Annotated in this window: 12 protein-coding genes; 10 read left to right on the top strand and 2 right to left on the bottom strand. The window is 40.2% G+C overall.

The genetic code is table 11. The annotated features are described in order from the left end of the window. Positions 1–394 precede the first annotated feature (394 nt). From ACT170_RS03400 to ACT170_RS03385, 4 genes are all read left to right on the top strand, one after another. The gene (locus tag ACT170_RS03400) at positions 395–1,195 is read left to right on the top strand and encodes a TraX family protein (protein WP_444818028.1); all 801 of its coding nucleotides are present in this window, start codon (positions 395–397) and stop codon (positions 1,193–1,195) included. 133 nt (positions 1,196–1,328) lie between these two features. Continuing rightward, on the top strand, positions 1,329–1,877 hold the full coding sequence (locus ACT170_RS03395; RefSeq protein WP_037603244.1) for a DJ-1 family glyoxalase III: 549 nt from the start codon (positions 1,329–1,331) through the stop codon (positions 1,875–1,877). A gap of 339 nt (positions 1,878–2,216) precedes the next feature. Beyond that, a complete protein-coding gene (locus tag ACT170_RS03390) occupies positions 2,217–2,990 on the top strand; it encodes a dihydroorotate dehydrogenase electron transfer subunit (RefSeq protein WP_037603246.1) in 774 nt (257 codons plus the stop codon). Positions 2,991–2,999: 9 nt separating this feature from the next. Further along, positions 3,000–3,956 (top strand): dihydroorotate dehydrogenase, encoded by a 957-nt coding sequence (locus ACT170_RS03385; protein ID WP_247915578.1) that lies wholly within the window; start codon positions 3,000–3,002, stop codon positions 3,954–3,956. A gap of 54 nt (positions 3,957–4,010) precedes the next feature. On the opposite strand, the gene ACT170_RS03380 is transcribed toward ACT170_RS03385, so the two are convergent. Next, positions 4,011–4,781, bottom strand: a complete 771-nt coding sequence (locus ACT170_RS03380) for a helix-turn-helix domain-containing protein (protein WP_070656204.1) — start codon at positions 4,779–4,781, stop codon at positions 4,011–4,013. Positions 4,782–4,937: 156 nt separating this feature from the next. Next, complete coding sequence (locus ACT170_RS03375) at positions 4,938–5,951, bottom strand: hypothetical protein (RefSeq protein WP_247915576.1); 1,014 nt, start codon at positions 5,949–5,951, stop codon at positions 4,938–4,940. 329 nt (positions 5,952–6,280) lie between these two features. Here ACT170_RS03375 and pyrF point away from each other — a divergent pair, with 329 nt between their 5' ends. From pyrF to nt5e, 6 genes are all read left to right on the top strand, one after another. Beyond that, entirely contained in the window at positions 6,281–6,976 is a 696-nt protein-coding gene (gene pyrF / locus ACT170_RS03370; protein WP_444818027.1) for an orotidine-5'-phosphate decarboxylase, read from the top strand. 87 nt (positions 6,977–7,063) lie between these two features. Continuing rightward, on the top strand, positions 7,064–7,693 hold the full coding sequence (pyrE, locus tag ACT170_RS03365) for an orotate phosphoribosyltransferase (RefSeq protein ID WP_004182503.1): 630 nt from the start codon (positions 7,064–7,066) through the stop codon (positions 7,691–7,693). An 83-nt stretch (positions 7,694–7,776) separates the two neighbouring features. Further along, positions 7,777–9,228, top strand: a complete 1,452-nt coding sequence (locus ACT170_RS03360) for an amidase (RefSeq protein ID WP_444818051.1) — start codon at positions 7,777–7,779, stop codon at positions 9,226–9,228. A gap of 104 nt (positions 9,229–9,332) precedes the next feature. Continuing rightward, positions 9,333–10,181 (top strand): transporter substrate-binding domain-containing protein, encoded by an 849-nt coding sequence (locus tag ACT170_RS03355; RefSeq protein WP_002884961.1) that lies wholly within the window; start codon positions 9,333–9,335, stop codon positions 10,179–10,181. 58 nt (positions 10,182–10,239) lie between these two features. Continuing rightward, entirely contained in the window at positions 10,240–10,893 is a 654-nt protein-coding gene (locus ACT170_RS03350; protein ID WP_021144153.1) for an amino acid ABC transporter permease, read from the top strand. Between the two features lie 109 nt (positions 10,894–11,002). After that, positions 11,003–13,249, top strand: a complete 2,247-nt coding sequence (gene nt5e, locus ACT170_RS03345) for a cell surface ecto-5'-nucleotidase Nt5e (protein ID WP_444818026.1) — start codon at positions 11,003–11,005, stop codon at positions 13,247–13,249. Positions 13,250–13,268: the final 19 nt, after the last annotated feature.

Here is a 13,268-nt window from a genome sequence, read left to right as displayed (position 1 = left end):
TTGAGCCTACCTAACGTCTCAAAAATTCCGAGCGCCTGAAACCTTTTAGTTTCAGGCGCTTTTAACACGGCGGAAAGTCTCGGTTAATTGCTCGCTCTGCTCGCAAAAAAAGATATTTCAAAAACTTGCAGAGTTTATGGGCTTTGTTAGTTTTTTTAATAATTGCATACGTTATAAACGTAAATATTGCCTAACTATTATAGCATAAAGCCTCTAGAAATGCTTGGGATGGGTAGTCGGAATTGAGTTTGTTATTCTTATGGACCATTCTTTATTACAAAAATTGTTCCGCTAAAATAGTTAAAAAGTTATGGCTTTTATTATCCCGAATACCTTTGAATTTACATCTGACTTGTGGTATCATTTAATATGCTGAAAATTAAAGGAGCATTAAATGAACGATATAAAAAAGATATGCAATGCGACTAATTTAAAATACCTAGCTGTTGCACTTATGTTTTTGGACCAAATCTATCAGATGTTCGGGAGTATGGGGGCACCTATATGGTTGACGATGTTGGGACGCCTGGCTTTCCCGATTTTCCTCTTTCTTGCTGCTGATAGTTTTCACTATACACACGATCGTATGGCTTTTCTCAGACGGTTGCTTTACATGAGTTGGTTTATGACCATTGGCAACGCCATCATTGGTAGTATTTTTCATAATGGTAGTATCGGTTTAACCAATAATGCCTTCTCAACCTTCTTTATTACAGGGATTTTTATATGTTCTTGGGATTTGTTGGCTAAGGGGCTTCGCGATAAATCGAACAAGGAGTTAATTCAAGGGATTGGTGTCTTTCTCCTGCCGATTCTTTCATCTATTCCGGTTGTAATCCTTTCAGGCATATTTGAAACGCCACATGCAAACCCAATCGTTGTGCAGATTGTAGCCTTTATCTTGTCACTTGTGCCAAGTATTATCATGGTTGAGGGTGGCTTTGTCATGGTTATTTTGGGGTTGTTATTCTATATTTTCCGTACCAATCGCATGGCTCAAATCATTGTCTTAGCTGTTATTTCAGTGATTGCCCATCTCTTTGATCCGACAGGAGTTCAGTGGATGATGGTTTTTGCTGCGATTCCTATGTATTTCTATAATGGTGAGCGTGGTAGTGGTAACAAGAATTTCTTCTATATTTTCTACCCAGCCCATATTTATCTCTTGTGGATCCTAGCAAGTTTGTTTAGATAAGATGACAAAGACAGTCCTTGTACTGTCTTTTTTTCGTGCTCAAGAGCCATTTTTATGGTTTGTTTCCTGCTTCTAAAACTGCTATAATTTAAGGCGTAATAGAATCTTGTGATAAGCAAATTGGAGGTATATCATGACAAAAGTAGCAGTAGTATTTGCGGAAGGATTTGAAGAAATCGAAGCCTTGAGCCCAGTGGATGTTTTCCGCCGAGCAGGGTTTGACTGTAACATGCTTGGACTTGAAAGTGCGTCAGTAACTGGCTCACATGGGATTCAAGTTGCTATGGATGGTGTATTTGATGGTAATTTTGCGGATTATGACTTGGTGGTCCTTCCTGGAGGTATGCCTGGCTCAACTAATCTACGCGACAACGAAACTTTGATTGCCTCTCTTCAAGAGGCTGCAAAAGCTGGAAAATATGTTGCTGCCATTTGTGCGGCACCAATTGTTCTCGAACGTGCTGGTCTTCTTGAAGGTCGCAAATTCACATGTTTCCCAGGTGTTGAGGAACAAATTGCTTCTGGCGAGCATCAAACTGACTTGGTGGTTGTTGATGGCAATATTGTCACTAGCCGTGGTGCCGGAACTGCATTAGCCTTTGCTTACGCCTTGGTTGATTTGTTGGGTGGCGATGGTCAACAGTTGGCTCATACTATGGTTTACGACAGATTGTTTAAATGATGTTATTTATGACCCTAGCTCAAAAATTCTAACACCTATTGTTAGGAATATTGACAATTTAAGTTACTCTATGAGATGATAGAGAACGTATCAAACAGACGGCCTAGTTATAGGCTGGAGTGACCTTAGCTTAATTTTATGAGCTTTGGTTTTTTCTTTTCTCCTTTGACATCCGTCTTGAAAACGGTTATAATAATCACAAAATAACCTTTAAATGAGTCCAGAGAGGCTTGAAAGGTCGGACAGGTGAAAAAACAGGGTTCTCCTGTGATTTTTTGTGCGACCTTGCCATGTGGCGAGGTTTTTTTGATGACATTTTGCAGTTTAGAAAGGGTTGTCATGATATTAGTTGAAGATTTAACCATTGTGAGTCAGCGTGAGATTGCACCTCGTATTTTCGAGATGGTGCTTAAGGGAGAGATGGTTGCGGATATGAAGGTTGGTCAGTTCGTTCATCTCAAGGTACCAGACCCAAGTAAGCTCCTTCGTCGTCCGATTTCCATTTCAGAGATTGACTATGACAAGAATGAGGCAACCATTGTTTATCGTGTGGAGCGTGAGGGTACAGCTATTCTATCTAAGATGGTAGCTGGTCAAACCATTGATACCATGGGCCCTCAAGGAAATGGTTTTGATATTTCTGTTATTGAGGCAGGGCAGAAAGCCCTCCTTGTTGGTGGTGGTATTGGTGTACCGCCTTTGGTTGAGACGGCCAAGCAGTTGAAGGCTAAGGGAGTTGAAGTTATATCAGTCATTGGTTTTGCCAATAAGGATGCCGTCATCTTGGAGGATAAACTCAGGGCTTGTGGTGATGTCTATGTGACGACCGATGACGGTTCATACGGTATCAAGGGTTACGTTTCGACAGTTATTGATGGTTTCGACTGGACACCAGATGCCGTTTACAGTTGCGGAGCTCCAGGCATGCTTAAATATGTCGATAGCAAGTTTGAAAATCACCCTCACGCCTATGTTTCTATGGAAGCCCGCATGGCTTGTGGTATGGGTGCTTGCTATGCCTGTGTGGTTCACGTTAAAGGAGAGTCGGACGCCAAAAATCTTCGTGTTTGCGAAGAAGGACCAGTCTTCCCTACCGGAAAAGTCATCGTCTAGGAGGTTACCATGTCAAAGATTAAATCAGAAAATCGTTTAGCTATTAGCCTTCCAGGGCTCGACTTGAAAAATCCTATTATCCCAGCCTCAGGTTGCTTTGGTTTTGGTCAAGAGTATGCCAAGTATTATGATTTGGACAAACTAGGGTCAATTATGATTAAGGCAACGACCGCCAACCCTCGTTTTGGTAATCCGACACCCCGTGTGGCTGAGACCCCATCAGGCATGCTTAATGCCATTGGCTTGCAAAACCCTGGTGTTGATGCTGTCTTGTCTGAAAAACTCCCTTGGTTGCAAGAGCATTATCCTGAGCTTCCAATCATTGCCAATGTAGCTGGATTTTCAAACGAAGAGTATGCGGAAGTCTCTCACAAGATTTCCAAAGCCAGCAATGTCAAGGCAATCGAGCTTAATATCTCATGTCCAAACGTGGACCATGGCAATAACGGCCTTCTCATCGGACAAGTCCCAGAGCTTGCCTATGCGGCAGTAAAAGCCAGTGTTTCTCACTCTGATGTGCCTGTCTATGTCAAACTGACACCAAGCGTGGCTGACATCACAAGTGTCGCCAAAGCAGTCGAAGATGCCGGTGCGACAGGTTTCACCATGATTAACACCTTGGTCGGAACACGCTATGACTTGGCTACTCGCAAACCTATCATTGCCAACGGTCAAGGTGGCATGTCGGGGCCAGCCGTATTTCCAGTAGCCCTTAAACTTATCCGACAAGTTGCTCTAGCTTCAGACCTTCCAATCATCGGTATGGGTGGCGTTGACAGTGCCGAAGCGGCTATCGAAATGTTCATCGCTGGTGCCTCAGCCATCGGTGTCGGAACAGCCAACTTCGCAGATCCATATGCCTGCCCTAAAATCATCGACCGACTCCCTGAAGTCATGGACAAGTACGGCATCACAACACTTGAAGACTTACGTGAGGAAGTTCGAACAGACTTGTTGGGGAAATAGAATAATTGATTTAAAAGTAAAAAGATGGAAACTAAAACTTCCATCTTTTTTTGATTATTTTCTTCTTCGAGCTCTGATTCCCTCAATTACAGTGGCAATTGCCTCTAATTCCCCATCTGTTAACTGTTCGCCATCTAGAACTAAGTTAAGTTGAGAGAGTTGTGAAATCTCAATTCCATTTGAATTCTCTTTCTTTATTTCTTCTTCAAGTCCAAATTTTGTAAGTGAATAATATATTTTCTCGTAAGACTTGGGTAACTCATCAAAAGAGTCCTCAATAAGTTTTTTTAGTTCATCTCTGTATTTCTCAAGCCAATACTGCGTAACTTCTGCGTCTATATCTAATGTTTCAATAAGATCAATTTTTTTATTAAGACGATTTGGTGTTGATTTTAATACATCAATATTCAGTTCCTGTTTCAAGTAACTATTTTGATAATCAGCAAAATCACTCCAACTATAACCTATGAAATATACATGCAAATCATAAGGTTCGATGTTCTTTAGATATAAACCTTTAGAATCCACACAAATTTTTCGACCACAGCTATAATATATAGTATCTTTTCCTTTATGTTCAATGGTAAGTTTACTTTTCCATTTCTCAAAACACTCAGTTGTTGTATAGCGATCCCGTAAAGTCTCGTCAAAACCACTAGCTTTAGCAAGAACTAAAAGATAACTCTCTAGGAATTTTTCTGAGGGAAGTCGTTTCCCAGTTTCAACTAGTGAGATAAGTGTTGATGATGTTTTTGTTTCCTGCTTGATATCTTGAGCAGTCAAAGATAGATTTTCACGTTTCTCTTTTAACCATTTTCCAATCATACAGCAACCTCTCTCGTAGTAATATCGATAATGTGTCCATCCGAAATAATGTCTTCACTTATAAACATTTCTATATTTTCTGGCCTCACGAAACTAGAAAATAAGACCTGTTGACCTTTATTTTGTAACCATTTTGTTAGTTTAATAAGTTCTTTTTTAGCCAATAAATTCAGTTTTGAGGGAGTCGACACCCTCAAAAACAAGAAAATCAATTCCTTCAAAAATTTCAGAAACGTTCTGAGAAATTCCATCATCTTTATTTGATGTAATAATATCTTCAAATTCGGAGGCATTGAAGTATTCAACATTTAGTTCTGGGTGTAATTCATTTATTTTCTCGTAAACCGAATTTAGTACTATTTTTGTTGTTTCTAGTTCGTTACAATATAGAATAAGAGGAATAGATTCTTCATCCAAATTAGTGATAACTTTTTCAATAGTTTTATCTAGTAACTTAGTAGATTCATTGTTGAAGTTTTCTTCAAAACTATCTGAATGTTGATTACTGTAATATTGTAGTGTGTCATATAGATTCTGAGCATCAAATCCTTCCCCTAGAAAAGTAACCTTATTTTGTTCACCTGTTGGGTAAGCTTTAATTAATTGGTTTAGTAGAACCCCTAGATCTATACCGTTTTTTAGAATTGCATCATAAATTTCTGAGTCGTTTTGATTTAATATATTTCCTTGATTTTCTATAAAATCAAGGAAACTAATGACAATTTTTTCTTCTTCTGGAGAAAAAATTTCAATAGGAGCCTTAAGTGTTGTTTGTAACTGAACTACAAATGTATCAATTACCTCATTCTTAAGTTTAATTTTCTTTTTCGTCTCATAGCGTTCTTTAATTATATCCCATATGTTATTCCTCTTATCTTCTGAAATACTCATAAAGAAACGATCCAAGTAATAAATTATAAAATCTCCCGAATCAAGTTTTTCGATATGAATATTATCTTTCCATTCCAAATAGTCAGTTTCATCGTCTGTCATATTATCACTTACTGAAAGATCTGCTAGCTTATCTAGTATATCATAAAGCATGGTAGCCGATGGCAAGTGCTTTTCGACTTGATAATTTTCTATCTGTTTCATTACCTTCTGATATTCATCAGAGTTACTGTTAACTCGAATTTTTTCAGCATGCATTTTCAATAGTTGTTCAAGCATGTTAACACCTCTTTCTTATTTTACAAGATTATTTTACAATGTAAAAATATAAAAAGCAATAAATTTTACATTAAATTTTTACAATGTAAAAATGGATATAATCAATAGAAGTAGAGGTTTAAGATTAGGTATTTAGAACAAAATCCCCCTTTGACATTCCCATATAAAAGCGCTATAATAGAACAAATTGAACCGAACCTTTAATCGAGTCCAGAGAGGCGAGAAAGGTGTACTGAGATGCTACGGCATCACTAAAGGGTAGGAACTGCCCTATTTTCGTGCAACCTTCGCTGACTGGCGGAGGTTTTTTGTGTGAAAGGATATAAGAAATGAGAGAAAATCGTCCTGTTATTGCCCTTGATTTCCCGACTTTTGAGGATGTGAAGGCTTTCCTTGCTAAGTTTCCTGCTGATGAAAAGCTCTATGTGAAGATTGGTATGGAGCTCTACTATGCTGCTGGGCCTGAGATTGTGCGCTACGTTAAAGACCTTGGCCATAGTGTTTTCCTTGACCTTAAGCTTCACGATATTCCAAATACTGTGAAATCAGCTATGCGTGTCTTGTCTAACCTTGGCGTTGATATGACTAATGTGCATGCGGCTGGTGGTGTGGAAATGATGAAGGCTGCGCGTGAGGGCTTGGGAGATGGTCCAATCTTGATTGCTGTAACACAGTTGACCTCTACCTCTGAAGAGCAGATGCGTGATTTCCAAAATACCCAAACCACACTTCAAGAATCAGTGGTTCATTATGCTAAGAAGACTGCTGAAGCAGGTCTTGATGGTGTTGTCTGCTCAGCACACGAAGTAGCAAAAATCAAAGAAGCGACAAATGAAGATTTCGTTTGTTTGACACCTGGTATCCGTCCAGCAGGAGCAGCAGTTGGTGACCAAAAACGTGTCATGACACCTGCCGATGCTCGTCAAATTGGTTCAGATTACATTGTTGTAGGTCGTCCAATTACACAAGCTGATGATCCAGTAGCAGCTTATCACGACATTAAGGTCCAATGGAACGGTCAATAAATTTTCAAAAAGACCTTATTTCATAGGAAAATAGATGGAATTAGGTTATAATAAAGAATAGAAAACGCTTTACGGAGGATAATAATTATGACATTAGCATCACAAATCGCATCTGACTTGCTCGATATCAAGGCTGTTTACCTTAAACCTGAAGAACCATTTACATGGGCATCAGGAATTAAATCACCAATCTACACAGACAACCGTATTACTTTGTCTTATCCAGAAACTCGTACACTTATTGAAAATGGTTTCGTGGAAAAGATTAAGGAAGAATTCCCAGAAGTAGAAGTGATTGCAGGTACTGCAACTGCTGGTATTCCTCACGGTGCGATCATCGCTGACAAGATGAATCTTCCATTTGCCTACATCCGTAGCAAACCAAAAGATCACGGTGCTGGTAATCAAATCGAAGGTCGTGTGGTTAAAGGCGAAAAAATGGTTGTTGTTGAAGACTTGATTTCAACTGGTGGTTCAGTACTTGATGCTGTAGCAGCTGCAGAGCGTGAAGGGGCTGATGTTATCGGTGTTGTTGCTATCTTCACTTACGAATTGCCAAAAGCTGAGAAAAACTTTGCGGATGCTGGTGTGAAATTGGTTACTCTTTCAAACTACACTGAGTTGATCAAAGTCGCTAAAGTTCAAGGCTACATCACAGCAGATGGACTTCAACTTTTGAAGAAATTCAAAGAAAATCAAGAGACTTGGCAAGACTAATTATCAAGATTTAAGGCGGAACGTTTTAGGCGTTTCGCTTTTTTTAGTATAATTTAGGAAAAGATAAGCAGGGAGAGTATATGATGACAATTAATGAGTGGTCAGATGCAACGGCAATGGCTCAAGCCGTGAAAAATAAGACGGTCAGTTCCCGAGAACTAGTGGAGGTTACCATTCGTGAAGCGGAGAGGACGAATCCTAAAATAAATGCTATCGTCAGTCAACGCTACGAGAAAGCATTGAAAGAAGCAGAAGCTAGAGACTTCTCAGAGAAACCTTTTGCTGGAGTCCCGATTTTTCTAAAAGATTTAGGTCAAGAGCAAGCTGGTGAGCCGTCAACCGCGGGTTCTCGTCTATTTACAAGTTATCATGCAACGGAAACAGATAATTATGTTAAGAAATTTGAGGAATTGGGCTTTATTATTTTAGGGCGTTCTAGCACTCCTGAGTTTGGCTTCAAAAATATCAGTGATGCTCAGATTCACGGTCCTGTTAATTTGCCTGACGATGTGACACGTAATGCTGGTGGCTCAAGTGGTGGTGCGGCAGCTCTTGTGAGTTCTGGCATTTCTCCCTTGGCACCAGCTAGTGACGGTGGAGGCTCTATCCGTATTCCAGCTTCCTTTAACGGCCTAATTGGTCTTAAGCCTACAAGAGGACGGATTCCTGTCGGTCCTAGTTCTTTCCGTGGCTGGCAGGGAGCCTCTGTCCAGTTTGCCTTGACTAAGACTGTACGAGATACAAAACGTTTACTCTATCACATGCAGACGTGTCAGATGGAAAGTCCCTTTATTATACCGAAGCTTAGCAAAGTGTCTTTAGAAGAACCAGTTAAACCTTTGAAGATTGCTTTTTCGACTCTCTCTCCTATTGGTGGTAAGGTGTCTGAATCTGCTATTGCAGCGACAAAAAAAGCTGCTAGAAAATTGGAAAGTCTAGGACATTATGTGCATGAAATCAGCGACCAGCCCTTGAATGGGGTTGAAGCCATGCAGTCTTACTACATCATGAATAGTGTCGAGACGGCTGCCATGTTTGATTCCATAGAGGCTGGTTTAGGACGGAAGATGACCTTTGAAGATATGGAGTTGATGACTTGGGCTATTTTCCAATCTGGGCAAAAGATTCCTGCTAAAATTTACTCTAAAATTCTAGCCCAGTGGGATCAGTATAGCCATCAGATGGCGAATTTTCATGAGACTTACGATATTCTTCTAACACCAACAGTTGCGGATGTGGCACCTAAGCATGGACAGTTTGCCCTTTCTGAAAACTTACAAAATCAACTCAAACATATGGCTGATTTTGACTGGCCAAAGCAGCAGGAACTTATTTGGGAAATGTTTGCGGACAGCTTAGACTGGACACCTTTCACGCAACAAGCTAACCTGACGGGACAACCATCGATTTCTTTACCTGTCTATCGGGACGAGCAGGGTCTCTCACTCGGTGTTCAACTGACAGCTGCCAAGGGAAGAGAGGACCTCCTCTTACACTTGACCCAACAGATGGAAGAATGTTCGGTTTTTAGCTAGACATTCTCATTTGCAGTTCAATATTTTGTGAAACCCTTTCAAATAGTGTAGGCTAAGATTATAAGTTTTTAACTTAACTTCATTTTTTAAGGAGACACACATAGATGAAAAAGAGATTTTTCGCCGTATTTAGCCTAATTTTGGCTGCGGTCTTTTTGGTTGCCTGCTCGTCACAGAGTACAGGTGAGAAGAACTGGGAAAAGATTGAGAAACGTGGGAGCATCAAGGTTGCGACTGCTGGAACTCTTTACCCACAAAGCTACCACGATGATAAGAACAATTTGACTGGTTATGACGTTGAGATTCTCAAAGAAGTTGGAAAACGTCTTAAGTTGAAAATTGACTTCACGGAGATGGGCGTGGATGGCATGCTTACCGCTGTAAATAGTGGTCAAGTAGATATCGCTAACTACTCACTCGAAGATGACAACAAGAACGTTAAAAAATTCTTGCGTTCTGAACCATACAAGTATTCATTTACATCCATGGTAGTCCGTGAATCAGATAATTCAGGAATTTCTTCATGGAAGGACCTCAAAGGCAAGAAAGCAGCCGGTGCTGCAAGTACCAAGTACATGAAGATTGCCAAAAAAATGGGTGCTGAACTTGTCGTATATGACAATGTTACCAATGACGTTTATATGCAAGACTTGGTAAATGGTCGTACAGACGTTATCGTCAATGATTACTATTTGCAAAAGATGGCAGTAGCCGCTATCAAAGACAAGTACCCTGTTAAGATCAACGATGGTATCTACAGTAACCCTTACTCAACAAGCTTTACTTTCTCATTGAAGAATAAAACTCTTCAAGAAAAAGTTAATAAAGCTATCAAAGACATGAAGAAAGATGGTACCCTTACCAAGATTTCAGAGAAGTTCTTTGCTGGTCAAGACGTTACAAAGAAAACGAAAGTTGACTACACTGAGATTGACATCTCTGATGTTGAATAATATGAGCGATCCAATTGGATCGCTTATTTGCTAAAGAATTGTTTAGAAAGATAGACTTATGATTATTGATTTTTCACTGATTCTAAAGAGCATTCCCTATGTTCTATCAGGTTTGCCCTATACTTTGGGGATTTCCCTTTTAAGCTTTATGGTGGGGAATGTATTTGCCATCATCCTTGCCTTTATGCGGATGTCGCAAAAACCTTGGTTGAAGTATCCTGCCCGTGTTTATATTTCCATCATGCGTGGGGTCCCTATGTTGGTCGTGCTCTTCATTCTTTATTTTGGTTTGCCTTACGTTGGTGTTCAGCTGCCCGCCCTTCTTTGTGCCTTTATTGGTTTCTCCTGTGTTAGTGCCGCTTATATGGCAGAGATTTTTCGTTCATCCATAGCTGCCGTAGATAAGGGGCAGTGGGAAGCCGCTCGCTCTCTTGGTCTTCCTAAGAAGTCTATTATCCGTCGAATTATCTTACCTCAGGCCATGCGTATAGCAGTAGCACCTCTTGGTAATGTCATCATTGACATGGTAAAGAGTTCCTCGTTGGCGGCTATGATTACAGTGCCTGACATTTTCCAAAATGCTAAGATTATCGGTGGGCGTGAGTATGACTACATGTCTATGTATATCCTAATCGCCCTTATTTACTGGACTTTGAGCTTTACTTTTGAACTGCTTCAAGGCTATCTTGAAAAACGTTTAGCTACCTATTGATTATTAAAAAATTGTTTTATTATCTAATAAAACATTGAAATTTATTTAATTCTAATCTTATAAATGTGGTATAATAAAAACGATTTAACAATCAGAAAGGTATTTTGGAATGAAGAAGAAAACAGTCGTTGCAACGACCCTATCAACCCTACTTGTCTCAACTGCCATCTTGGCCAATGCTGTCCAAGCAGACGAGGTAGAAACTCATGCAGCTGTAACAGCACCAAGCACTGAAGTAGTAGCTACAGAGGCAACTACCAATGCGACATCTACTGTAGCAACAACTGCATCTAGCGAGTCTGCAGCACTAGTAGCTAGTTCAACATCAGTTGTTACTGCTTCAACAGCTGAAACAAGCGAAACACCTGCTGCTACAGCAAGTGAAACAGCAACTGCAGCCGCAACTCCTACAACAGAAGTCGTGACAAATGCTAGCACAAGTGCCAGCAACGACACTGTAACTGTCCTTCACACCAACGATGTTCACGGTCGTATGGTTGAAGATGATCGTAACGGAGTTATTGGTGATGCCCTTTTGTCTGGTATCGTAAATGATTCTCGTTCAAAAGGAACAACCCTTGTCTTTGACTCCGGGGACTCATTCCAAGGACTTCCAATCTCAAACAGTTCTAAGGGTGAAGACATGGCAAGCGTCATGAATGCTGTTGGTTTTGATGCCATGACAGTGGGTAACCATGAGTTTGACTTTGGTCTTGACCAATTGCGTCGTTTGAGCAAACAAATCAATTTCCCAATCATCACATCTAACGTATATGTAGATGGCGTCCGTCTTTTCCAACCATCTACAATCGTTGACAAAACACCTGGTGTTGATGGAGATGAAGTAGTTGTTATTGGTGTCACTACACCTGAAACAGCTACTAAGACACACCCACGTAATATCCCTGGTGTCTCTTTCACTGATCCTATTACTGAAGTTAAGGCTGTTGTTGACCAAGTGGAATCAAATGCCCGTGCCGAAGGTAAGGAATACAAGACTTATGTTGTCCTTAGTCACTTGGGTATTGATACAACAACTCCAGTTGAATGGCGTGGATCAACATTGGCAGAAGCTCTTTCAAACTATGCACCTTTGAAAGGAAAACGTGTTCTTGTCCTTGATGGTCACTCACACACTCTTCACACAGCAACATACGGCGATAATGTCACTTACAACCAAACTGGTAGCTACCTTAACAATGTCGGCCGCGTCGTTTATAATTCTGACCGTATCTTGTCACATGGCGTAATCTCACACGACGAAGCTAAGAAGAATTATCAAGTTAACCCAACAGTTAAAGCTATGATTGATGATATCCAAGCTAAATACAAGGCAGATTCTTCGAAAGTCGTTATCGAAAATAGTCCAGTTAAACTTAGCGGTAACCGTATGGACGTTCGTGTTCGCGAAACTAACCTTGGTAATGTTGTCGCTGATTCTCTCTTAGATTATGGACAATCAGCCTTCACACACAAGTCTAACCTTGCCGTAACAAACGGTGGTGGTCTTCGTGAGACAATTGCCAAAGACAAACCAATCACTAAAGGTGATATCATTGCCGTTCTTCCATTTGGTAACTCAGTTGCTCAAATTCAAGTGACAGGTCAAAATATCCATGATATGTTTGTCAAATCTCTTGGTTCTATTCTCCAAGTTGACGAAAGTGGTAAAACTGTTCTAGATGAAAATGGTCAAGCTCTTCTTGAACCATCTGGCGGTTTCCTTCAAGTATCAGGAGCTCGTGTTTATTATGACACAACACTTCCAGCAGAAAAACGTATCTTGTCAATTGACATTTTTAATCCAGAAACTGGTACCTATAAACCACTCAACACTAATGAAACTTACTACCTTGTAACGAATGACTTCTTAGCTGCTGGTGGTGATGGCTACACAATGCTTGGTGGTCCTCGTGAAGAAGGTCCTTCAATGGATACCGTCTTTGCGGATTACTTGACACATGCAGACCTTTCTAAGTATGCCGTTATCAATCCAAATTCACGTACCATTTCAATTTCAAGTGCTGATTTTGCTGCCTTGAACAAAAAAGAAAATGCAGCAGACCCTACACTTAATCCTTTGGAACCTGTTACTCCATCAACTATTGCTAAAGATTTAGAAACTAGCAAACCAGTCGTATCTAAAGTAGTGACGACTCCTAATGGCAAAGTATTCTTCATTTCAACAAGAAGCGAAGCACTTAAAGAAACTGGAAAAGTGACAGAAGCTTCTGCTCAAACTGAAGTTCTTCCTACAACAGGTGACAAGGGCTCACACGCAGGTCTCCTCGGACTTGGCATGTTGCTAACTCTCTTTGGACTTAGTGGTAAACACAAAGGCAAAGAGAAAAACTAAGAAGTTTGCAGATAAAAAA

This window comes from Streptococcus sp. cx1, assembly GCF_052384325.1.
GTDB classification, from domain to species: Bacteria; Bacillota; Bacilli; order Lactobacillales; family Streptococcaceae; genus Streptococcus; species Streptococcus salivarius_G.
The sequence above is the reverse complement of the archived record's forward strand: the minus strand, read 5'-3'. Positions and strand labels throughout refer to the sequence as shown.